The organism is Massilia sp. PWRC2 (assembly GCF_049896725.1).
Classification (GTDB): Bacteria; Pseudomonadota; Gammaproteobacteria; order Burkholderiales; family Burkholderiaceae_D; genus JAFCUW01.
In genome coordinates this window covers 58,347-80,080 of the sequence record NZ_JAFCUW010000009.1, presented here as the reverse complement: position 1 = coordinate 80,080, position 21,734 = coordinate 58,347, and the positions used below count along the sequence as shown (strand labels likewise).

At 65.6% G+C, this 21,734-nt stretch carries 21 protein-coding genes; 11 read left to right on the top strand and 10 right to left on the bottom strand.

What is annotated here, in order from left to right; translation table 11 throughout:
* Positions 1–45: 45 nt before the first annotated feature.
* Complete coding sequence (locus ACP7BZ_RS17440; RefSeq protein ID WP_426115459.1) at positions 46–207, top strand: hypothetical protein; 162 nt, start codon at positions 46–48, stop codon at positions 205–207.
* 90 nt (positions 208–297) lie between these two features.
* The gene (locus ACP7BZ_RS17435; protein WP_426115457.1) at positions 298–1,095 is read left to right on the top strand and encodes a hypothetical protein; all 798 of its coding nucleotides are present in this window, start codon (positions 298–300) and stop codon (positions 1,093–1,095) included.
* Between the two features lie 29 nt (positions 1,096–1,124).
* Here ACP7BZ_RS17435 and ACP7BZ_RS17430 read toward each other — a convergent pair whose 3' ends face one another.
* On the bottom strand, positions 1,125–1,529 hold the full coding sequence (locus ACP7BZ_RS17430; protein ID WP_426115455.1) for a rhodanese-like domain-containing protein: 405 nt from the start codon (positions 1,527–1,529) through the stop codon (positions 1,125–1,127).
* A gap of 92 nt (positions 1,530–1,621) precedes the next feature.
* Here ACP7BZ_RS17430 and ftrA point away from each other — a divergent pair, with 92 nt between their 5' ends.
* From ftrA to ACP7BZ_RS17415, 3 genes are all read left to right on the top strand, one after another.
* Positions 1,622–2,608 carry a transcriptional regulator FtrA gene (gene ftrA, locus ACP7BZ_RS17425; RefSeq protein ID WP_426115453.1) on the top strand — a complete coding sequence of 329 codons (987 nt, stop codon included), beginning with the start codon at positions 1,622–1,624 and terminating at the stop codon, positions 2,606–2,608.
* Between the two features lie 182 nt (positions 2,609–2,790).
* Complete coding sequence (locus ACP7BZ_RS17420; protein WP_426115451.1) at positions 2,791–3,207, top strand: MarR family winged helix-turn-helix transcriptional regulator; 417 nt, start codon at positions 2,791–2,793, stop codon at positions 3,205–3,207.
* 48 nt (positions 3,208–3,255) lie between these two features.
* On the top strand, positions 3,256–3,648 hold the full coding sequence (locus tag ACP7BZ_RS17415) for a tautomerase family protein (protein ID WP_426115449.1): 393 nt from the start codon (positions 3,256–3,258) through the stop codon (positions 3,646–3,648).
* Positions 3,649–3,669: 21 nt separating this feature from the next.
* Here ACP7BZ_RS17415 and ACP7BZ_RS17410 read toward each other — a convergent pair whose 3' ends face one another.
* Positions 3,670–8,136: a translocation/assembly module TamB domain-containing protein gene (locus ACP7BZ_RS17410; RefSeq protein ID WP_426115446.1), complete on the bottom strand. Its 4,467-nt coding sequence runs from the start codon at positions 8,134–8,136 to the stop codon at positions 3,670–3,672.
* Positions 8,136–10,028, bottom strand: coding sequence for an autotransporter assembly complex protein TamA (locus tag ACP7BZ_RS17405; protein ID WP_426115443.1), 1,893 nt, complete (start codon positions 10,026–10,028; stop codon positions 8,136–8,138). Before ACP7BZ_RS17405 ends, ACP7BZ_RS17410 begins: the two co-directional genes overlap by 1 nt.
* 87 nt (positions 10,029–10,115) lie before the next feature.
* On the opposite strand from ACP7BZ_RS17405, the gene queC reads away from it, so the two are divergent.
* Together queC and ACP7BZ_RS17395 are read left to right on the top strand one after the other, a co-directional pair.
* Positions 10,116–10,859 (top strand): 7-cyano-7-deazaguanine synthase QueC, encoded by a 744-nt coding sequence (queC, locus tag ACP7BZ_RS17400; protein ID WP_426115441.1) that lies wholly within the window; start codon positions 10,116–10,118, stop codon positions 10,857–10,859.
* 64 nt (positions 10,860–10,923) lie between these two features.
* Positions 10,924–11,667: a metallophosphoesterase family protein gene (locus ACP7BZ_RS17395; RefSeq protein WP_426115439.1), complete on the top strand. Its 744-nt coding sequence runs from the start codon at positions 10,924–10,926 to the stop codon at positions 11,665–11,667.
* Between the two features lie 11 nt (positions 11,668–11,678).
* Here ACP7BZ_RS17395 and ACP7BZ_RS17390 read toward each other — a convergent pair whose 3' ends face one another.
* The gene (locus ACP7BZ_RS17390; protein WP_426115436.1) at positions 11,679–12,044 is read right to left on the bottom strand and encodes a hypothetical protein; all 366 of its coding nucleotides are present in this window, start codon (positions 12,042–12,044) and stop codon (positions 11,679–11,681) included.
* A gap of 202 nt (positions 12,045–12,246) precedes the next feature.
* On the opposite strand from ACP7BZ_RS17390, the gene ACP7BZ_RS17385 reads away from it, so the two are divergent.
* The 3 genes from ACP7BZ_RS17385 to ACP7BZ_RS17375 all read left to right on the top strand — a co-directional run bounded on the left by ACP7BZ_RS17385 (position 12,247) and on the right by ACP7BZ_RS17375 (position 14,638).
* Positions 12,247–12,504, top strand: coding sequence for a hypothetical protein (locus tag ACP7BZ_RS17385; RefSeq protein WP_426115434.1), 258 nt, complete (start codon positions 12,247–12,249; stop codon positions 12,502–12,504).
* A gap of 67 nt (positions 12,505–12,571) precedes the next feature.
* Positions 12,572–13,072 carry a hypothetical protein gene (locus ACP7BZ_RS17380; protein ID WP_426115431.1) on the top strand — a complete coding sequence of 167 codons (501 nt, stop codon included), beginning with the start codon at positions 12,572–12,574 and terminating at the stop codon, positions 13,070–13,072.
* A 183-nt stretch (positions 13,073–13,255) separates the two neighbouring features.
* Entirely contained in the window at positions 13,256–14,638 is a 1,383-nt protein-coding gene (locus tag ACP7BZ_RS17375; RefSeq protein ID WP_426115429.1) for a GAF domain-containing sensor histidine kinase, read from the top strand.
* A gap of 55 nt (positions 14,639–14,693) precedes the next feature.
* On the opposite strand, the gene ACP7BZ_RS17370 is transcribed toward ACP7BZ_RS17375, so the two are convergent.
* Positions 14,694–16,199, bottom strand: a complete 1,506-nt coding sequence (locus ACP7BZ_RS17370; RefSeq protein ID WP_426115427.1) for an HD domain-containing phosphohydrolase — start codon at positions 16,197–16,199, stop codon at positions 14,694–14,696.
* Between the two features lie 240 nt (positions 16,200–16,439).
* Between ACP7BZ_RS17370 and ACP7BZ_RS17365 the strand changes: the two genes are divergently transcribed.
* Positions 16,440–16,943, top strand: coding sequence for a DUF3016 domain-containing protein (locus ACP7BZ_RS17365; RefSeq protein ID WP_426115425.1), 504 nt, complete (start codon positions 16,440–16,442; stop codon positions 16,941–16,943).
* A gap of 41 nt (positions 16,944–16,984) precedes the next feature.
* Here the strand turns inward: ACP7BZ_RS17365 and ACP7BZ_RS17360 are convergent, their stop codons facing one another.
* The 5 genes from ACP7BZ_RS17360 to ACP7BZ_RS17340 all read right to left on the bottom strand — a co-directional run bounded on the left by ACP7BZ_RS17360 (position 16,985) and on the right by ACP7BZ_RS17340 (position 21,674).
* Positions 16,985–17,950 carry a hypothetical protein gene (locus ACP7BZ_RS17360; protein ID WP_426115423.1) on the bottom strand — a complete coding sequence of 322 codons (966 nt, stop codon included), beginning with the start codon at positions 17,948–17,950 and terminating at the stop codon, positions 16,985–16,987.
* Between the two features lie 52 nt (positions 17,951–18,002).
* Positions 18,003–18,554, bottom strand: coding sequence for a hypothetical protein (locus tag ACP7BZ_RS17355; protein ID WP_426115420.1), 552 nt, complete (start codon positions 18,552–18,554; stop codon positions 18,003–18,005).
* Between the two features lie 14 nt (positions 18,555–18,568).
* Entirely contained in the window at positions 18,569–19,180 is a 612-nt protein-coding gene (locus ACP7BZ_RS17350; RefSeq protein WP_426115418.1) for an RNA polymerase sigma factor, read from the bottom strand.
* Between the two features lie 75 nt (positions 19,181–19,255).
* Positions 19,256–19,699: a thioesterase family protein gene (locus ACP7BZ_RS17345; RefSeq protein ID WP_426115416.1), complete on the bottom strand. Its 444-nt coding sequence runs from the start codon at positions 19,697–19,699 to the stop codon at positions 19,256–19,258.
* A gap of 31 nt (positions 19,700–19,730) precedes the next feature.
* Entirely contained in the window at positions 19,731–21,674 is a 1,944-nt protein-coding gene (locus ACP7BZ_RS17340) for a putative bifunctional diguanylate cyclase/phosphodiesterase (RefSeq protein ID WP_426115413.1), read from the bottom strand.
* Positions 21,675–21,734: the final 60 nt, after the last annotated feature.

Below are 21,734 nucleotides of genomic sequence, written 5' to 3'. Positions count from 1 at the left end.
CGCGCAATCATGGTAAGGTCGTCATCCAACCCGCTGGAGCACACCATGCACGCATCGACCTTGCAGTTTCACCGCGCCCCCGATCCGCTGCCGGCCGATCAGCCGACGCCGGAGCCGTTCGACCATCCCCATCCGCACCATCCACCCGTGCAGATGCCGCAAAACGATGACCCGGTACCGGACCACAATCCGCAGCTGTTACATTAGCGAGGGATAGATACGGCGCGCTAAAAACACTGGATACGGCGACGGCACCTGCGTACAATTGTCATATCAACATGCTCGCCGAGATAGCAGATGCCGCTGCCACCTGATGCCACTGCCTTGCTGTTGTCCGGTCCGCGCCTGGCGCTGCTGGTCTTCGCCGCCCTCATGCTGTTGTGTATGCCGCCCGCATGGCTGCGCGCCGGTCGCGACAGCCGGCGTTTGCGCGGCGTCGGCGTGTGGGTCAAGCCGCTCAAGTTCATGGCGGCTGTGGCGCTGTTTTCCTTCACCACGGCGCTGCTGATGCTGGCCGTGCCGGACCCTGTGGCGGCGGCAGCCCCGCTGCGCCACCTCTCCGTGCTGCTGATCGCCACCGCCACCTTCGAGGTGAGCTACATCACCGTTCAAGCCAGCCGCGCCGAAGAGTCCCACTACAACATCCGCGACCCCTTCCACCTCGCCATGAACGTGCTGATGGCGGTCGGCGCGGTCGGAATGACGGCGTCGCAGGCCTGGCTGGCGCTGGTGATCGTCGGCCAGGACCGGCACTGGATGGCGTCGGTCACCACGCTGGCGGTAGTGACCGGCTTGATGCTGACCTGGCTGCTGGCGACCGCCAGCGGTTTCATGTTGGGCGGCAAGCGGGCGCCGGCCGGCATGGGCATGCCGCTGATGGGCTGGCACCGCCGCGCCGACCTGCGGCCCGCTCATTTTCTTGGGGTCCATGTGCAGCAGTGCGTGCCCCTGTTTGGCTTGCTGGCCGCCAGCCTGCCAGCCGGTGGGATGGCGCTGTTCGTCACGCTGACGCTGGCCTATCTGCTGGCCTGGCTGCTGGCCATCTGGGCCGAGCTGAAGGCGGGTCCGCTGGCGGCGAGCCGCGCAGCCAGTTAGCAGCCAGTTAGCTGCCAGTTAGCTGCCAGTTAGCTGTCAGCGCCGCTGGCCAGCTCGAACTGTTCGTCGCGCCAGCCGCTGATCCCACCCATCATCAGCTTGACGGGCCGCCCCAGCCGCGCCAGCCGCAACGCGCCGCGCTGGGCGCCGTTGCAGTGGGGGCCGGCGCAATACACCACGAACAGGGTGTCCATTGCGTAGTTGCGCAGTTTGCTGGCAATGATTTTCCCGTGTGGCAGGCAGATGGCGCCCGGCACGTGGCCGAGAGCGTAGAGCGCGGGACTGCGCACATCGAGCAGCACGAAATCCTGCTGGCCGGTGCTGATGGCTTCGTACACATCGGCGCAGTCGGTGTCGTATGCAAAGGCGCTGCCAAAATGGCGCGCGGCGTCGCTGCTCGCTGCCGCCGCGATTGCTGAAACGGTCGATGCCATGCTGTCCTCCTCGTTCATCAAGACTGACAGTCTGAGGGCGCCACCGCCAGCGCGGCAGTGGTAAATACGACAGAAACTGGTAACATCCGGCCATGCCCCATTTCGTCGCCATCCTCGCTTATGACGGTCTGTGCACTTTTGAATTTGGCTGCGCCGTCGAGCTGTTCGCGCTGGCGCGGCCCGAACTGGAGGTGGCCTGGTATGACTACGCCGTCTGTGCACTCGAGCCGGGACTCTTGCGCGCCGCCGGCGGCGTGCAGGTGCTGGTCGAGCATGGCCTCGAAGCGTTCGCGCGTGCCGACACCATCGTCATACCCGGCTGGCGCGATATCGACGATGCCCCGGCGCCGGCGCTCATCGCGGCCCTGCGCGCCGCTGCCGCGCGTGGCGCGCGCATCTGTGCGATCTGCTCGGGCGCGTTCGTGCTGGCTCACGCGGGTTTGCTCGATGGCCGCCGCGCCAGCACCCACTGGCGCTACCTGGCGCAGCTGGCCGCCCGCTTCCCCCTGATCGCGATCGACCCGCTGGCGCTGTACGTGGACGATGGCGATGGCGATGGCGCCATCATCACCTCGGCCGGTTCGGCCGCCGGTCTGGACATGCTGCTGCACCTGGTGCGCAAGGATTTTGGCGCTGCCGTCGCCAACCGCGTGGCCCAGCGGCTGGTGCTGCCGGCGCACCGCGACGGTGCCCAGGCGCAGCTGGTGCAGCGGCCACTGGCTGACGAGACGAGTAGCCAGATCGCCGCCTTGATGGACTGGGTGCGCGAAAACCTGCGTGCGCCGCACACGGTGGCGTCGATGGCGGCGCGTGTGCACATGGGCGAACGCACCCTGCAGCGCAAGTTCAAGGCGTCCACTGGCTTGAGTCCGCAAGCCTGGCTGGTCGGCGAGCGCATCGCGCTGGCGTCGCTGTTGCTGGAAACGCGGCCGGCGCTGGCCATCGAGGCGGTGGCCGATCTGGCCGGCATGGGCTCGCCCGAATCGCTGCGCCGACATTTTAGAATCCACGGGCTGGCGGCGCCGGCGCGTTACCGGCAACAACGGCGCCAGCAGCTGGTGTCAGTGCTGCCGGCGTGATCAAGTCCGCCGCGATCTGATGGTCGGCCGGTTCGGCGATGGTGCGCGGGGTACAGCCGATCGCCTTGAAGCAGGCCGCGCTATCATCGTCGGAAGAGGGCTGGCGGCGCCGTTCCAACCAAAACAGGGCGTCGTCGCGCGTTATGGTTGCATTGCGAACCAATGCGCGCTATATTCTGATCATGTTTGATCACTGCCTCTACTTCAACACCACCGCCCTTGCGCGCCGCCTCGAGCAGGAGTGGGCCGGTGCCTTCGCCGCGTATGACCTGACGCCGCCGCAAGCGTTCCTGCTGCGCTGCGTGCTGGCCCATCCCGGCCTGCTGCAACGGCAGTTAGCCGAGCACCTGGCGATTGCCAAGTCGACCGCCACCCGCGCCCTCGACGTGCTCGCTGCCAAGGGCTACATCGAGCGCCGGCCAGGGCAGGGCGATGGCCGCGAAAAAACCATTTTTCCCACTGCCGAGGCGCTGGTCATTGGCCCGGCGCTTGACCAGGCCAGCGGCGCCGTTACCACCCGTCTGAACAAGCTGCTGGGCAAGGCGGTGTTTGCCGACAGCGTGGCCACCGTCAAAGGCGTGCGCGCCGCATTCGAGTAAATGGCCGATTTTTATCTGATAGTTGTATTGCTAACCAATGGAGTCCACATGCCTATCCTGAACCTGAAAATCAGTGCCGACAAATCGCCGGCGATGAGCCAGACGATTGCCACCATCCTGCTCGAGCTGACCACCCGCATCCTGCGCAAGGACCCGGCGCTGACCTCGATCGCCATCGATTACATCGACCCCGCCGACTGGATTGTCGGCGGCCGCTCGCTCGCCGAGCAGGGCAAGAGCAGCGTGTATTTCGATATCAAGATCACCGACGAGACCAACAGTAAAGGGGAAAAGGCCCAGTACATCGCCGAAGCGTTTGCCGCCTTCGTGCAGCTGCTCGGTAACCTGCACGAAGAGAGCTACATCTACGTGCAGGATGTCAGGGCGACCGCCTATGGTTATGGCGGGCAGACGCAGGAGCGCCGGTACCACGCAGCTTGAGGAGGCACTGATTCATTCGTCTTAATCGAAGGCCCAGGAATAGAGCACGTCGAACGCCGTGTTGGTGCCGGCCTGCAGCTGCAGCGAGACGCGTGGATTGAGCTTGTAGCGCAGTTTGACCAGGCTCGTTGCAGTCGACGCGCCCTGCTCGAAACTGAGGTAGGTGCGCGAGGAGATTTTTTTGCCAACCGTGACGACGGTCGTTTCCAGTCCCTTCGCCTGCGACACGCCCAGTTCATCGACGCCCAGCGAATTGGCCAGGCGCGACTGAAAACCGCCGCTCTTGCCGCTGCCGCCCAACAGCGCGCCGGCGGCGGCCGACAGCACCCCGGTGTCGGTGCCGGAGGTGCCTTCGAGGCCGTGGCCGAGCACCAGCCAGGCCAGCTTTTCGCTGTCCGGCACGGTCGGCGTCGATACCAGTCGGGCCGCCGGCGCCAGCGCGCTGCCGCGCACTTCGACGCCCGCTTCGACGTTGGTGTCGGTGAGCTGCTCGCCCTCGGGGCGCTTGCGCACGGCGAGGATGTTCAGGCCCGGATTGTCATAGGCGCCGCTGAAGGTGATCACGCCGCGCTCGATCGCCAGCTTCTGGCCGTAGGCGGCGTAATTGCCCTCTATAACGCGGATGGTGCCATTGATGCGCGGCGCGCGGCCACCGGCCATGCGCACCCGCACGCTGCCACCGAGCTGGGCGTCGGCGCCCATGCCGCGCAGGCGGAAAGCGTCACCGAGGTCGGCTTCGAGATCGACCGACAGCGGCATCGACGGCGCCGCATCCTTGGCCACCAGGCCTTTTTTGTCGCGGCCCAGCACAACCACGTCGTCCGACAGCGTCGGCCGGCCCTGCGGCGCCAGTTCAATGAGGGCGCGGTCGGCCTTGAATTTGCCGGTCAGCTCAAACCGCTTGGCGTCGCGCACCAGCGTGCTGCTGCCGCTGACGACGACGGTGCGGTCGGGGCGCGACAGTGCTTCGAGCTTGTCGGCCACCAGATTGATATTCATGCTCGCTTCGCCGCCGGCAAAGCGCACCGCGCCATCGGCCACCACCTTGCCCTGCTGGCCATCGAAACTGAGGCGCTGCACCAGCAGCTGGTCGCCGGCCAGCTGCGCGCGCATCTGGCCGTTGCGCAGCTTGACACCCTGGTCGGCCCAGCGCACCGCCAGGTTGTCGCCGGCCACGCTGCCAGTCAGGGTGGGCGTGCCCACCGTGCCGGCGCCGGCCAGATTTAATTTCAGGGTGCCGTCCAGTTCGAGCGCGCTCTGGCCCGTCAGTGGCGCCATCCAGGCGATCGAGCCCATGTCGGCCGCCGCTTGCAGGCGCAGCGGGCTGTCGTTGCCGATGCGGCCATTGAGCAGGCCGGCGCTGGCGTCAAGCGTGGCCTTGCCCAGTTTGCTGCCATCGATGTCGAGCCGCATGCGCAGCGCGCCGTTGGCGACGTCGGCGCGGGCGTCGAGCGAACGCAGGCCCAGCACCACCGGCACTTCGCTGCCGGCCACCAGGTCGCCTTTTTCGCGGAACACGTGCAGGCCGCCATTGATGACCGGCGCCGCGCCGCTGCTGGCCGGCGCCTGCAGGTCGAGCGCCCAGTCGGCGCCCAGCGTCAGGTCGCCGGCGAGGTTGTCGCGCATGCCTTGCGAGAATTGCGTCAGGTAAGTGAGCGGCACGCCGCTGGCGCTGCCACGACTGACCCAGTGGCCGGCCGTCTTGTTCAGTGTTTGCAGCGTCACGCGACCCTGCGGCAGTTCGATGACGGCATTCGACAGCGCCAGCAGCGCCGGTTTGGCCAGCCCGCCGACGCCACTGCCAGCCGGCGCCGCCAGTTTCAATGCGGCCGGCGCCGCCAGTTTCATGGCGTAGCGGCCCTGGTTTTGCAGCTGGTCGATGACGCCGCTCCAGACGCCTTCGCGCCAGCCGCCGTGCATCGCCAGGGTGGCCTCAAAGCTGTCGGCGCGCGCTGCCAGGGCAATCGTGTGGGCGCCGCGGGTACCGCCCGTTTGCAGGCGGGCGGCGGCGATCCTGGTGTTGCCGCTGCCGCTGCCGCTGCCGCTGGCAAAATCGCTGATCGCAATGTCGCTGGTGACGGCATCGGCCGCTCCCAGGCCGGTGCCGACGCTGGCGCTGGCCTTCACGCTTTTGAGCGACACGCTGCCCATCAGGCGCAGATTGTCGCCCTGCAGCGATGCGGTGAACGACGGTGCCTGCAAGGTGCCGGCGATGCTGCCGGCGCCGCGCAAGGTGCCGCCGTAGCCGGTGCCCAGCGCGCCGAGCGCGCCGGCGTCGAGCCGCCAGTCGAGCACATCGCCGGCGGCGCCGAATGCGCCCTTGGCCGACAGCACATTGGCGCCCAGGTGCAGCTCGACATTCGCCGCTCCCACGTGGCGCTGGTCGGCCGCCACATGCGCCGTGCCCCACAGAGGCGCGTTCGACAGGGTCGAGTCGAGCAGCTTCAGGTCGAGGGTGCCGCGCAGGGCAGCAGCACCGGCGGCGCTGCCGTTGACGGCAAACTCGCCATTGATATTGCCGGGCAGCGGCGAGCCGACAGCCGCCGGGTTGAATTGACGTGCCGTGCCGCTGGCCTTGAGTTCGACGGCGCGCGCGCCGCCGGCAGTCGCTGGCCCCAGCGCGACGTCGCCGCTGGCGTGCAGATTGCCGTTGCCCTGCTGGCGATTTGCCGCCACCCAGCCGAGGCCCGTGGCGTCGACCGTAAAACTGCTGCGCGGGGCGGCAACGCTGCCGGTGATGACGCCATTCGCCTTGAGCGCGCCATACAGATCGGCGCGCACGCCCGCGAGCTGCTGGCCGTCGACGCGCCAGTTGAGGGCGTCGCCGGCGCCGCCGAACGCGCCTTTGACGTCGACGGTGTTCTGGCCCAGCGCCACACTGGCGGCCAGGCTGCTCACGCGGCTGGCGTCGGCGGTCACGCTGCCTTTGCCCGACAGCGGCTGATTGAACAGCCGGCTCGGTCGCAGCGCAAACGTGCCGCTCAGCTGCAGGGCCGGATTGAGCTGGCCGGCGGCGTGCACATCGGCGTTGAGGTCGGCCAGCGGATAGCTGCCGAAGGCGGCCGGATCGAGGTGGCTGGTGCTGGCGTCGAGTTGAAAGCTGCGCGTTCCGGCCAGGCTGGCCACGCCGCTTACTTTGACGACGCCGCGGCCGGCGCGCAGGCTGGCCTGCTCGATGGTGAGCACATTGTCGGTCAGCGCTGCGCGCGCATCGAGCTGTAACCCCTTGTCGGCCAGCGTGGCGACCAGCGTCTGCGTTTTATCGGCGGTGGCCAGCTTGATGTCGCCGGCGATGGCGCTGCTGCGCAGGCTGCCGTGCAGCCCCTTGAGGTCGAGGCGGTCGGTGTGCAGCACGAAGCGCGCCGTGCCCAGTCCCTGCTGGTCGCCGGCGCGCGCCAGCGTACCGCTGCCCGTAAACGCACCGGCAGCGCCAAAGTCGACCAGCACGGCGCCGATGTCGAGCTGCGTCAGGCTGCCCGACAGGGTGCCGCGCATGGCGCGCAGGGGCAGTCGTTGCTGGTCGAGGGTACCGGCCGCGCCGGTGTTCTCGAGTACCACCTTGCCGGCCACCGCTTCGCTGGCATCGATGGTGGCATCGACCGTCAGCGCCAGCTTGGCCGTCGGCAGGGCCGGATTGAAAAAGCCGGGGTCGATATCGCGCCCTTCGATGTGCAGGGCGCGCAGCGCGATGGCGTCGAACGGCGCCAGCGCCAGCGTGGCGCTGCCGCTGGCGGCGCCTGACTGGCCGCTGGCGACGATGCTGGTGGCGCTCAAGTCACCGCTGGCACGCAGCGCCAGTTGCGCGGCCGGCTGACCGGCCGCTACGGTGAGCTGCGTCAGGCTGGCTTTGGCGTCGAGCTTGAACGGGCGCACGGCGTTGATGCTGCCGGCCGCTTTAATCAGACCGGCGGCGCTGACGGCGCTGGCCTCGCGCAAGGTCCAGGCCTGCCTGCCGCCGTCGAGCTTGAAGCGCACGTCCGTCAGTGCGGTGCCGGCAGTCTGCTGGTAGCCGAACATCGTCACGGTGGCCAGGCGGGCGTCAGCGATCGATAAATTAAACGGCGCCGCCAGCGAGGCTGGCATGCTGGCCGGCGCGCTTTCTTTCAGTGCGCGCGTGCGCAGGCTGGCCACATACAGCTGGTTGACCGCCACCCCTTTGGAAAAATACTGCAACGGCGACCAGGCGATGTCGATATTGTCGGCGTCGATCTGCTCGCTGGCGCTTTTAAATACCAGGTGATCGATGTGCATGGCGCCGTACAGCGAGCCGGAGACGCCGCTGATGACGATCGCCCCGCCGCTCGAAGTGGCGATGCGCCGGGCCACCGTTTGCAGGGTCGCTTCGCGCCCGCCAACCCAGTAAGCGCCGGCGGCCAGTGCGGCAGAAATGGCGATGGCAATGGCCAGCCGGCGTGGCCAGCGGCGCCCGCGCGCGGGGGGCAGGGCACGCCCGGCGGGGGGGTGGGGAGGAGGTTCGCGCAGCGCCATCAGAAAGTAAATCCCAGCGAAAAATGCAGTCGCACTTGTTTGACCGCGTGGCCATAGGCGACGTCGACGTTGATCGGACCGACCGGCGAGCGCCAGCGGCCGCCCACACCGTAACCGGATTTTGGATGGAGCTCGCGCAGGCTGTCGGCGGCATTGCCGGCATCGTAGAAAAAGGCGATGCCGTACGGCGGCTTGAACCAGTACTGGTATTCGGCGCTGGCGCTGGCCAGGTAGCGACCGGGGACGATGGCGCTGCCCTGGGCGATCCCCAGTTGTTGGTAGGCGTAGCCGCGCACCGACTGGTCGCCGCCGGCGCGGAACAGGAAGGTGCTGGGCACGCCCGCTTTTTGGCGCGAAGCGACGGCGCCGGCGTCGGCGCGCAGGATCAGGGTGCCGCTGCTGCCGAGCGGTCGGTAGGTGACGATGCGGGCGGTGGCGCGCAGGAAGCGCTGGTCGGTCAGCAGCGGCAGCACGGCGCCGCCCAGCTGCGCATTGAAGGCGTAGCCGACGGTGGGCGAGAGCAGGTTGTCGAGTTTGCGGCGGGTCAGGTTGTACGTCAGCGGCACGCTCTTGCTCGAGCTGGTGGGCTGGCCATCGACGTTGCGCAATTCGTTGAGGTATTCGAGGGTGACGCTGTGTTCGAGCAGCGGCGTGCCCCAGGCGCGCTTGGCGGCCACCGTCGATACGCTGGTGCGCTCGCCCTGCAGGTCGGTGCGCTCGAAGCCGGTGCCGACACTGTCGCTGTAGCCCTGCGCCGTGGTCGGCCAGTACAGGTCACCGCGCGCACTCTGGCGCAGGGTCTCGAAAATGAGCGCGCTTTTAAAGCGCAGCCCCAGCACGGCCAGGTCGTCGTAAGTGAGCTGGGCGCGCTTGCCGGTATTGGTCGACAGACCGAGACCGGCGCTGACATTTTTTTGCTTGTTTTCGGTCACCCGCACCAGCACCGGCGTGGTCACCAGGCCGCCTGCGCGCGGGCGCGGCGGCGCTGCTGTGGCCGGGGCGTCCTGGTCATCGGTCAGCGCTTCGATTTTATCGTCGAGCATGGCGCTCATGTCGGCCGACACTTCGACGCCGCTGAAGTAACCGGTGTCCTGCAGCTTGGCCTGGAATGCCTGCAGGGTCGCTTCGCTGTACTCGGTGCCCGGCTTGATGGGGTTCAGATTGGTGATGATCACCGCAGGATAGCGTTTCAAGCCCTCGATGCGCAGTTCGCCGAGGTGCACTTCGGGACCGCTGTCGAGCACCACTTTTAACACCGCGCGCAGCTGGTCGGGATCGACCACGGCTTGCGAGTCGAGCAACTGGGCGCGCGGATAGCGCACCTGCATCACCTGGCGCAGCAGCGCGCGCTTGGCATCTTCCCAGTCGGCGGTGCGAAAGCGCGCACCGACCGGCAGTGCCCAGCGCGCGCGCAGGGCGTCGCCGTCGAACTTGATGCCAGTGTCAGCGAGCGGTTCAAACCCTTGCAGCACCAGATCGATGTCACCGACCAGCACCGGCCGGCCGGGATCGACCGTCACCCGCGCCTGCGGCACGCCAGCGCCGGCGTCCAGCCCGGCCGTCACGGTCGGCGAATAATAGCCTTCGGTGGCCACCAGGGTGCGCACCTGGTCGGGCGTGGCCTTGATCAGCCGTTGCAGCTGGTTGCGGTCCAGCCGCGGATTGCCGCGCCAGCGCACCAGGTCGAGATTATCCTGCAACAGGGTGTCGATGGGATCGGGAGCGTCGATGCGTACCGTGTAGGTGAGCGCGGTGGTGGCTGCGGTGTTGACGGCGTCGTCCGGCACCACCGTCGGCACCACCGCCGGCAGCTCCTGCGCCAGCACAGCGAGCGGCAGCGTGCACACGGCCAAACCGATCTGTGCCAAAATTCGAGGTCGTACGAAAGCCATGTTGCTCCATTCGGAAAAATGCTCAGGCATCTTACCGGAATGGCGAAAAGGATGGCGAACGCCTAAGTTTTGAGGAAACATTTAGTCATGATCAATAACAATCTTGCGAACGACGGCGCGCTGGTGCTGTTTAGCGGCGGCCAGGATTCCACCACCTGCCTGGCCTGGGCGCTCGAGCGCTTCAGTCACGTCGAAACTCTCGGCTTTGACTATGGCCAGCGCCACGCCATCGAATTGACGGTGCGCCCGGCCTTGCTGGCCGGGGTGCGCGCGCTCAACGGTGCGTGGGATGCGCGGCTGGGCGCAGACCACATGATCGACCTGGGCATCATCGGCCAGATTTCCGATACGGCGCTCACCAGCAATGTCGAAATCGCCATGCAGGAAAACGGTTTGCCCAATACCTTCGTGCCTGGCCGCAACCTGCTGTTCATGACGGTGGCGGCCACGCTCGCGTACCGGCGCGGCTTGACGGTGCTGGTCGGCGGCATGTGCGAGACCGATTTTTCCGGCTACCCCGATTGCCGCGACGACAGCATGAAGGCGCTGCAAGTGGCCCTGAACCTGGGCATGGCCACCCGCAACAGGCTGGAAACGCCGCTCATGTGGCTCGATAAAAAGCAGACCTGGGAGCTGGCCGAGCAGTGCGGCGGGGTGGCGCTGGTCGACCTGATCCGCGAACACAGCCATACCTGCTATCTGGGCGAACGGGGCCAGTTGCACGACTGGGGCTATGGCTGCGGCAGTTGCCCGGCCTGCGCGCTGCGCGCGCGTGGCTATGCGCAGTATGTGCAACAGGCGGCGAGCAAAGAGGTAATTACTAAGAGTTAGTCAGTTCGACTGTCAATTTAGTGCCGCATGGTAAAATATGTTTCCTCAAGTATTTTGCATTGCCATGCGTTTCGCCCTCCTCACCGACCTCCACGCCAACCTCGAAGCCTTGCAGGCCTGCCTGCAGCATGCGCAACAACAGGGTGCCGACCAGTATGCCTTCACCGGTGACCTGGTCGGTTATGGCGGCGATCCGGCGGCCGTCATCGATATCGTCATGGCGCACGCGGCGCGCGGCGCCATCGTCGTGCAGGGCAACCACGACCGCGCGGTCGATGTCGGTCCCGGTCCGCTCATGCATGGCGAGGCGCGTGAAGCGATCGCCTGGACCCGCCAGCAGATCGGCAGCGAACAGCGCGCCTTTCTGGCCGGCTTGCCTTTGACCGAACAGCGCGGCAACATGCTGTTCGTTCATGCGGGGGCCGCCGATCCCGCCCAATGGGAATACGTCAACACCGTCGACGACGCCGAGCGCCACTTGCGCGCCACCCGCAGCCGGCTGGTATTTTGCGGTCACATGCACACGCCGGCGCTGTACCGCCGCGCCGACGATGGCGCCATGGGCAGCCATGTGCCGCGTCCCGGTGTGAAAATCGCGCTGCTACCGCAGCATCAGCACCTGATCATCCCCGGCGCCGTCGGCCAGCCGCGCGATGGCAATCGCAGTGCCTGCTACGCAATATATGACGACGTCAGCCGCACGCTGGTGTACTACCGTATCGACTACGATCACGGCGCGGCGGCGCGGCGGGTGATTGCGTCGGGTTTACCGATCGTGTTCGCGATGCGCCTGATCGAGGGCTTGTAGGGCATCGACCTTCAGCGAGCGAGCGGCTTGCTGTTGCGCCGGCTGAGCAGCCACCAGAGCAGGGCCAGCGGCAGCAGCAGCGGCAGCAGCACCGGCATCAGCGCCGCCGCCACCACCAGCGCCACCAGCATCATGAGCGCCATCAGCAGCACGCCGACACCGGCAAACACCAGCGCCAGCACGGCGCCCACCAGCAGCACGCTCAAGCCGCCCAGCAGCAGGCCACCACCGGCACACAGCAGACCGACGATGGCGCCCAGCGGGCCGTCGAAGTGGTCACCATCGACGTCGAGATCGATGCCGTGGGCATGCGACACCATGTTCCAGGCAAGCACGGCGAACAGCAACAGGATGACGATGGGGACGATGCGTTTCATGGGATGCCTCTCAGTGGCGGGTTGGTATGTTGTTACTGTAGGCATGCGCGGCGGCGGCGCCCAGCCGATTGCGACAGGCTGCACGAATGGCGGGGCCAACCTGTCAAATCGGCCGACCAGCGTCGGCCTCGCGTGGCGGCCATCTGCATGCTTGTAAAAGCGCGCAGCTTTCCTATACTTAGTCCTCATCTACGGAGGCTGTATGCGCGAGCAATCCAATGTATTCGACGACCTGCTGCCAGAGCAGCGGTGGCAGGCCCGCTGCGGCCCGAAAAATCCGCCGTCGGCGCCACCGGCGATCCCGCCGATTATCATCAGTCCGTTTAGCTACCAGAGTCCGGCACCGGCCATCGATCCCCTGCATGCACCGCCGCGCCCGCCGGTGGCGCCGTTGCCGGGGCCGCGTCAGCGCTTGCAGGCGTGCGCGGCCAAGCCGGCCCACCAACTGCGCGCCATTTAGGTAAAATCGCGGATTGGCCGATGCCTGTTATCGGCCCCGCCCCGACCGACGAAAGCACAGCACCGCAATGATCGATGAACCACTCGAAGACCACGCCGACGACGCCCCCGTGCAGGAACCCCGCTTGTGGAAAGGCATGGGCTGGACCGCCAAGGTGATCAAGAACGACGAGGATGAAGGCTGGGCCGTGGCGATGATCAAGGACGGCGAGCCGGAACCGGCCCTGGTCGGCCCCTGGACCATGGGACGCGACAAGAAAAACCCCAAGCCGCTCGACATGTCGGCGTTCAATACGCTGGTCAAGACGGCCTCCGAAGTGCTGCGCCGCCACGAGCAGCAGTTGCATGCCCAACTGCACAAGCATGTGATTCTGTTTTCCAATGGCGAAGAATTGAAAATCACCCTCGACATCGTGCCCGATGACGAGCATCCGTATGCCTTGCTGAGCGCCTTCGATACCTCCGGCGAGCGGCTGGCGCAGGTGCGCGTGCGCGCTGATTACAAGCTGTCGCCGGCCAAGGCGACCGAGTGGGTGGAGGCAGAGTATCCGGCACCGCGCGGGGTGTGAGGGCAGTAGTGCGCTTTGTCGGAGCACACTGGGGAGAGGCACCCTGCGGCGCGCGCCGCAGGGTGCCTGTCCGATGGACGCATCAACGCACAGCATCACTGCCCGCCACATTATTTCTCCCCAGCCTACAGTACAAGCACGGAAACTGTTAATATTTCTCTACTGCATTAACTGAGGAATGCCATGGAACGCCGACTCGCCCGCCTGGAAACCGTTCAGGCGATGTTGCTCGAACTGGGGCAGATGTCGACTGCCGGCGGCGATGTTACTGAGTTCATCGGCGCGGTGCACCAGGCGCTGGGCCGCGTCATGTATGCCGCCAATTTTTATGTGGCGCTGTGCGGCGATGATGGCCAGGACACCGTGCGCTTTGTCTATTTTGTCGACGAGATCGACGCCACCCCCGATCCGCACGAAGTGGTGGCGCTGGCCTCGCCCAACGAATCGCCCACCGCCTGGGTCATTCTGAATCGCCGTGCGCTGGTGATGGCGGCCGAGGAAGATGTGCGGGCCCACCCGGAGCGGGTCGGCTGGGGCCTGGGCAGCGTCGCCGAGCACTGGATGGGTTGCCCCCTGTTCGATTCGCAACACGCGGTGCTGGGCGCGATCGTGATCCAGAGCTATTCGCCGGCGCACCGCTATAGCCTGGAAGACCAGAAGCTGTTCAATTTGCTGGCCGGTCACGTCTCGATTGCCCTGCAGGGGATGCAAAGCATGGACCGGCTGGAAAAGGCCGTGCTCGAGCGCACCGCCCTGCTCGAGCAGCGCAACCTCGCCCTGCAGGAAGCCCAGTCCGAACTGGTGCGCCAGGAAAAACTGGCATCGCTGGGCCGGCTGGTGGCCGGCGTCGCCCACGAAATCAATACGCCGCTGGGCATTTGCGTGACCGCCACCAGTCACCTGGTGCAGGAACTCAAGCTCACGCGCGAGGAAATCGCCAGCGATAGCCTGACCGCCGACAGCCTGGCGATGTTCCTCGACATCGTCGACCAGTCGCTGCGCATCATGACCACCAACACCCAGCGTGCGGCGGCGCTGGTGCGCAGTTTCAAGCAGGTGGCGGTCGACCAGTCGTCGGACGATATCCGCAGTTTTAACTTGAACACGTATATCCACGAAGTGCTGCTGTCGCTGCAGCCCAAGCTCAAGGGACGGCCGGTCAAGGTGGCCGTTCAGTGCGAGCCGGACATTGTGATGGAAAGCTTTCCCGGCGCCGTGTCGCAGATCGTCACCAACATGCTGATGAACTCGCTGGTGCACGGCTACACCCACGAGCAGGCCGGTACCATCGTCATCAGCGCCGCGCTCGATGGCGACCACGTGGTGTTCAGTTACAGCGACGATGGCGCCGGCATGGACGCCGATACCCTGTCAAAACTGTTCGATCCGTTTTTTACCACCCGACGCGGCAGCGGCGGCAGCGGCCTGGGCGCGCATATCCTGTTCAACCTGGTCACGGGACCGCTGGGCGGCTCGATCCGCGCCACCAGCACGCCGGGCGCCGGCTTGCACTACGCCTTGCGCATTCCGCGCAACCGGCGGCCGATACGAACCGGCGCTCGGTAAACGCGGCGGGGGCCGGCAGTTGCTGCCGGCCCCCGTGGGTTGTACTGGCTGGACCTCAGTCCGGCCAGCGCCGGTTGATGTCGAGCGCCTTGTCGATGTTTTCGATCAGCAGTTTGACATAGTAGGGATCGAGGTGATGACCGGCCACTTCGCGTAAATGGTCGGTAACCTGGCTGATCGGCCACGCCGCCTTGTAACAGCGGCTGTGCGAGAGCGCATCGAAAACATCGGCCACCGCCACGATACGGGCGTAGCGGTGGATGTGTTCCCCCTTTAAACCTTGCGGATAGCCGCTGCCGTCGTATTTTTCGTGGTGCTGGTGCGCGATCACCGCCGCCGCCTTTAAAATCGGGCGGGTCGAGCCATCGAGGATCGACAGGCCGACGGTGGGGTGCTGCTTCATGATTTCCCATTCTTCGGGCGTGAGCTTGCCGGGCTTGAGCAGCACCGCATCGGGGGTGGCGATCTTGCCGATGTCGTGCATGGGGGCGGCATGCATCAGCACCGCCGTTTCATCTTCCGGCAGGCCGGACGCTTGCGCCAGCAAATGGCACACCTGGGCCATGCGGCGCACGTGGTTGCCCGCTTCGTGCGAGCGCGATTCGACGACGTCACCGAGCCGCAAGATCAGTTCGGCCTGGGTATCGGTGATTTCCTGGTTGAGCAGGATATTGTCGAAGGCAATCGCCACGCCCGAGCAAAACACGTGCAGCAACTGGGTATCGATTTCGGAAATTTCCTCGACGCCTTTGAGCACCAGCAGCGAGGCCTTGCCGCTGGCATTCGGGAAATAGCCGACATAGGTGTTGCCGTGCAGGCGAGAGATGCGGTTGCTGCGGGCGTCGTCGAGCTGGGCCACCAGTTCGGGTGTGATGACGTCGCTGTCAAGCTCACCGATCTGCGCCAGCACTTCGTACTGCGCTTCGCCGGCAATGACGCTGGCACCCGACAACCGCAGCAGCATGCTTTGCTCGAGGCGCAACAGGGCCACCACTTGCTGCAGCAAGCCGCTGGCAAAATCTTTCAGGTTGCGCTGCTGGAAAATGTGGGCAGACGCCGCGATCACCCGTTCGAGGCCTTCGCGGTAGCTGGTCTGGGCGCGGCGCGCTTCTTCCACCTTCATGATGTCGCGGTAAGCGCGCAGGGCAGCGAAGGTGGTGGTAAACAGTTTGGTGCGGTCGAGCTCGGTTTTTTCCTTGTAGTCGTTGATGTCGTAATCGACGATCACGCGCTCTTCAGGGGCCTGGCCGGGCTGGCCGGTGCGCAGCACGATGCGGGTGAACTGGTTGTCCAGTTCCTTTCTCATCCAGCGTGCCACTTCCAGGCCGCTGTCTTCGCGTTCCATGACGACGTCGAGAAACACCAGCGCGATGTCGCTCTCGCGTTCCAGGATCTGCTTGGCTTCGGCGCCGCTGTAGGCGTGCAGGAAGGTCAGGGCGCGCTCGTCGAGGCGGAAGCGCGACAGCGTCAGCTTGGTGATGTCGTGAATATCCGGCTCATCATCGACCAGCAGTATTTTCCACGGAGCGGGTTTGGGCACGGTGGAACTCAAAAAAGACATAAACAATTCCGATACATTTCGTGAATCGTGGGCAAATTATTGCCTAATGGAAGCTACAAAATGATTGTAGTACTAGAAATGCTCATTAACAACAAACCATGCCATTAAAAGTGACTTGACTGCAACATGTGTTAGCGACATCTACTCACACGCGCGCGGCCTGACGGTGACCGGCGAATCGGCGTATATTTGGCGTTCAGAATGCGATTTCGCTGTCATCACAGCAAGAAGGGGAGCAGCATGAAACATCGACCATACGCGGTCTGCAGCGCGCTTGCGGTTCTGCTAAGCATGGGCGCCGTATGTATGCCGGCCATGGCGGCAGTGACGGTGACGTTTGTGCAGCCCGAGCGTTTCCGTGACTTGCCATTTTCGCCAATCGAGCGCGCGCAGGTGCTCAAAGAGCTGGGCGAACACATGGTCCAGCTCAACAAATTACTGCCGCCCGGCCAGGACCTGGCCATCGAGGTCATCGATCTCGACATGGCCGGCCGCATCGTGCCAAATTTTCGTGCCGGCCAGGACTTGCGGGTGATGCGCGGCGGCGCCGACTGGCCGCACATGCAGTTGCGCTACCGGCTGTCGGTCAATGGCCAGCAGATGGCGGCGGGCGAAGAACAGCTGCGCGACATGGCTTACCTCGAGCGCATCAACCGCTATTCGGACGGCGACAGCTTGCGCTACGAAAAGCGCATGGTTGACGACTGGTTTCAAAACAAATTCGCGCCCGGCCACAAAGGCTAGACCCTGACGGACGAGGGCCCGGCGCGCGCCACCAGCGGGCCTCAGCGGGCCGGCGCTTCCGGCCGTTTTTCAGGGCCGTGGCCGTCGGCCGCCATCTCGCGCAGCGTGTAATCGGCGGGCACGACGAACAGGCTGGCGGCCGGCTCATCGCGCTTGAGGGCGGTCAGCCGGTAGGTGTGTTCGCCTGAGCGGGGATCGCTGTGCTTGCTCAGCACGGTGATCTGCAATTCCGTTGCAAACCACGATTCGTCGCTGACGACGATGGCGTTGCGGTTACCCAGTTCGCCAGCGGGAATTTCGTAGCTGCGCAGCTTGCCTTCGGCGCGCACGCCATCGATGTCGCGCACGCCCAGCTCGCGGCTGACCGCGTTGCGCGACCATTTGATGTCACTGAAGGCGCCGGCCAGCGGCCCGAGCAGCAGCTCGCGGGGGCGCCCGGCGCGCATGCTGATGGTCTCGGCCTCGATGCGCAGCGCTGCGTTGCCGTCGGCCGTCACCCGTACCGCTTCGTCGCTGTCGGCGCGGCGGATGACAATGTCATTGCGCGGCGGCGGCAATTTGCCGTCCTTGCGCAACTGTTCCATGCGTGCGCGCGCGGCCTCGCCCAAGCGCATGGGTGGTGCCAGGCGGGTGGCCACCTTGGTGCGCGGATTGAGAAAATAACTGGCACCGGCGACGGGGTCGTGGATGGTGATCGCACGCAATTCGCCCTTGTCGTCGCGCATTTCCTGGCGCGTGCGGCCGGCGCTGTCGCGGTAGCTGATGGAGCTGTGCTTGTTGACGATCTGGTTGCCGTCGGCGAGGTTGTGCTGGCGCTCGCTGATCACCTCGGCGCTATACGGCAAATGTTTGACCATGGCGCCGCCACGGTGGGCGGCGGCCATGGCCAGCGGGGCGTCACCAAAGGCGCGCTCGGCCTGGGGCGCGGCGTCGGCGGCGCTTGCAACCGCGCTTGCAAAAACCAGACAGCCCAGCAGGGCGCGGGAAGGGAAAGTCGGCATGGTCATCAAATCCTCATAAAAAAGTACGGTGTGTCGGATACCGCGAAACGGCAAGTAGTTATTCGGGGGCCAGCCGCAAGGCCAGCGGGCTGCCATCAGCGCCGACCAGCATTTCTGCCTCAACCATGTCGCCGGCGTTGTCGGGGCTGACGGCCACGCCCAGTGCACTGAGCGAGGCACGCGGCACGCGGGTGGTCAGCAGGGTGGGAGCGGGATCGTCTTCGATCCGTTCGAGTGTATCGAGGGCGATGAAGGCGCTGCCACTGTCGTCGCCGGCGTCGTTCAGGGCCGCGTCAGGCGCCGATGGCGGACGCAACATGACTACCAGCAGCAGCGCCAGCGCCAGTACGCCGCTGGCGCCGCAGCCGAGCAGGGCCCAGCCGCTGGCGCCGAGCCGCTGCCACCAGCGCAGCAAGCGCCGCGGCTGCCCCGGCGCGTGCTGGCGGGCAAATGCCGCTTGCAAGTGGCGCTGCACGGCGGGCGGCGTGTCGTGGTCGGCCAGTTGCGCGCGCAGGCGGTCGAACAGCGGATCGCGTGGCGGCACTGGCGTTGGCGCTGGCGCTGGCATTGCGCCGGGCGGCACGCAGGGGGGAGGCGGCAGGAGGGGCATGGTGGGGTCTCGGTTCAGGCCGTGCTCAGCGGTGCGCGCCACGCTTGCAGGCGGCGCGCCAGCGCGGCGCGGCCGCGCGACAGGCGCGAGCGCACGGTGCCGATATCGAGTTGGCAGATGGCGGCAATGTCCAGGTAGGAGCGCTCGTGCAGTTCGTAGAGGATCAGGACGTCGCGGTAATGCGGTGGCAGGCTGGACAGGGCGCGCCGGACCTGCTCGGCCTGTTCGTCGAGCAGCAGCCGCTGCAGCGGCGTGGGCGCGGTGCAGATGGTGTCGTCAATGTCGTCGTCGAATTCGGCGCTGTCCGGCAAGCTGGCGAAGGGCGCCGGTCCGTTGCCGCGCTGGTGTTTGAGCAGCAGATTGCGGCCGACGCCGAACAGGAAATTGGCCAGACTGCCGCGCAGCGGATCAAATTGCAGGGCGCCCGTCAGTAAACCGATAAACGTTTCCTGCACCACGTCGGCGGCCGTGCCCGGCGCGCCGCTGCGCATCAGGCAGAAGCGGAACAGCGGGCCCTGGTGGCGCCGGTAGAGGGCATCGAAGGCGGCACTGTCGCCGGCCTGCATGCGGCGCAGCAGTTCGCTGTCGGTGCCGCTGGCGGCGTGGGGGGCGGGGGAGGTCGGCATCGGCATGATCTTTGCACGTATTGCCGTTATTGCCGCAAAAAGTTCCGACTATTTTGCGGCGCTGCGTCGATGGACTCAGTCGAGCCAGTTGACCCGGGTAAATTTGGCGCGAAACTCGGGCGGCATGTCGACCACCTGGCTGAGCTTGTAGTTATAGAACACGAAGCCGGATTTGGCCATCGCCACCAGGGTCTGGTCGCGCGGGCGGGTGATGCGGAAGGTAATGTCGCCGCCATATTTATTAAAATCCATCACCCCCACTTCGAACAGCAGCTGGTCGCGCGCATGCGCTTCGGCGCGGTAGGTGGTGGCCAGGTCGGTGACGATGATGCCGCTGCCGTCGCGCGCCGTTTCTGGCACGCCGAATTCGAACAGGAAACGCGCGCGCGCTTCCGAGATCATGGAAATCATCGAATCGTTGCCGAGGTGGTTGGCGCCGTTGATGTCGGTGACCCGCACCGTCAGGGCGGTGCTGTAATAAAACTGGTCTTCGGGGAAGGCGAGGCGGAGTCTGGTCATGCGGTATTTTAGCCGACGCCGTTCCTCGCGCTCAGTGCGCAGTGAGCATCGCTTCGAACTGCGGCGCCGGCATGGCGTGGCCGAACAGGAAGCCCTGCGCAAAGTCGCAGCCAGCCTCGCGCAGCAGCTCGGCCTGCTGCTCCGTTTCGACCCCTTCGGCCACCACCCGCAAGCCCAGTTTATGGGCCATGACGATGATCGCTTCGCACAGGGCGACATTGGCGGCGTCGAATTCGAGGTTGTAGACGAAGGACTTGTCGATCTTTAAAAAATCGAGGGCGAAGCGGCGCAGATACGATAGCGATGAATAGCCGGTGCCGAAGTCATCGAGCGAAATCTTGATGCCCGCCTGCTGGAAGGCCAGCAATTGCTTGAGCACTTCGCTGTCCGAGGTCAGCAGCAGGCCCTCGGTGATTTCCAGCCCCAGTTCCGGCATCGATGCCGTCTCACTGAGCCAGCGGCGGCAGTTCTGGCCGTCGCCCTCGTAAAACTGCACGGGCGAGACGTTGACGTTGATGGTCAGCCCCGGATCGAACTGGCGCCAGCGGCGCGCCTGTACCAGCGCGTGCTGAAAGACCCAGTCGCCGATGGTGGTAATGAGTCCGGTGTGCTCGGCGATGGGAATGAATTCGAGCGGGCTGATTTCGCCCCGTTCCGGGTGAATCCAGCGCAGCAGCGCTTCGGCCTTGCGGATGCGACCACTATTAAGATCGACGATGGGCTGGTAAAACACTTCGAGCTGTTGCTCGTCGAGCGCGCGGCGCAGCTCGTTGCTGATCGTCATGCGGTTTTGCGCATCGTCCTGCATGCTGCTTGTAAAATAGGCGAAGCGGTTGCGCCCCCGTTCTTTCGAGCGGTACATGGCCTGGTCGGCATTGCGCAGCAGTTCGCCGACGGTGGTGGCGTCGCGCGGAAAAATGGTGATGCCGATGCTGGCCGAGATATACGTGAGCTCGTCGCCAACCATGAAGGGGCGGGACAGGTCGTCGCACAGGTTTTGCGCCAGGTCGGTCACCGAGTCGAGATCGTGCAGTTCGGCCAGGGTGATGGTAAATTCATCGCCGCCCAGCCGCGCCACGGTGTCGCTGCCGCGCACGTGGCGTTGCAGGCGCCGGTCGACCGCCTTGAGCAGCGCGTCGCCCGTTTCGTGGCCACGGGTGTCGTTGATTTCCTTAAAGTGGTCCAGATCGATGAACAGCAGGGCCAGCGGCAAGCCGCTGCGCAGGGCGCGCTTGATATCAATTTCCAGGCGGTCATGGAAGACGTGGCGGTTGGCCAGGCCCGTCAAGGTGTCGATATTGACTTCGTGCAGCGCCTTTTCGACCACCTTGCGCTTGTGCACTTCGCGGCGCAGCGCGTGCGCTTGTTGTTGCAGCATGGCGATGCTGCGTTGCAGGGTGTCGCGCCCGCCATCGAGGTTGACGCTTGCGGCCGGATTGACGCCATCGTGCATGGCGCACAGTTGCTCGAACAGGGCGCCGTCATCGGCCGCCGGAAACACATCGAGCGGATACAGGCAGCGCAGCGTGAAGGGGGTGACTGCCATTTGCGCCAGAAACAGCCGTTCCAGCATCACCGCAGGGTCGGTCAGCGTCGGACCCGTTGGCGTCTGTCCGGTGCGCATCAGCGCGCCCGCTTCGCCCACCACCACCATATCGCCACCGGCCTTGGCCGCTGCATCGGCCAGCAGCACGCCCACGCTGCGCTCGAAGCGCTGGCGGTCGGGCAGGCCATCGATCATGAACAGGGGCAGCACCCGTTCGGTATCGAGTGCGTGGTAGTGGCCCGAGGTGGCCAATGCCTGGGCGTCGAGCAAGCCGTGGCGACTGAGTACCGCCTCGACAGCGCGCAAGTGCGCTGCCGAGGCCACGGCGACCGCAGTGGCGCCGCTGGCGAGCGCGGGGCCGATGACCGCGACCATGGTCGTGACCAGCGATTGCCCGTCTTCGTAAAACTGCACAGTGTGGCTTGGCATACCCAGAGTAGAACAAAAAAGGGCAAATCACGCTCGCTGAAATTGAACACGGCGCCCATG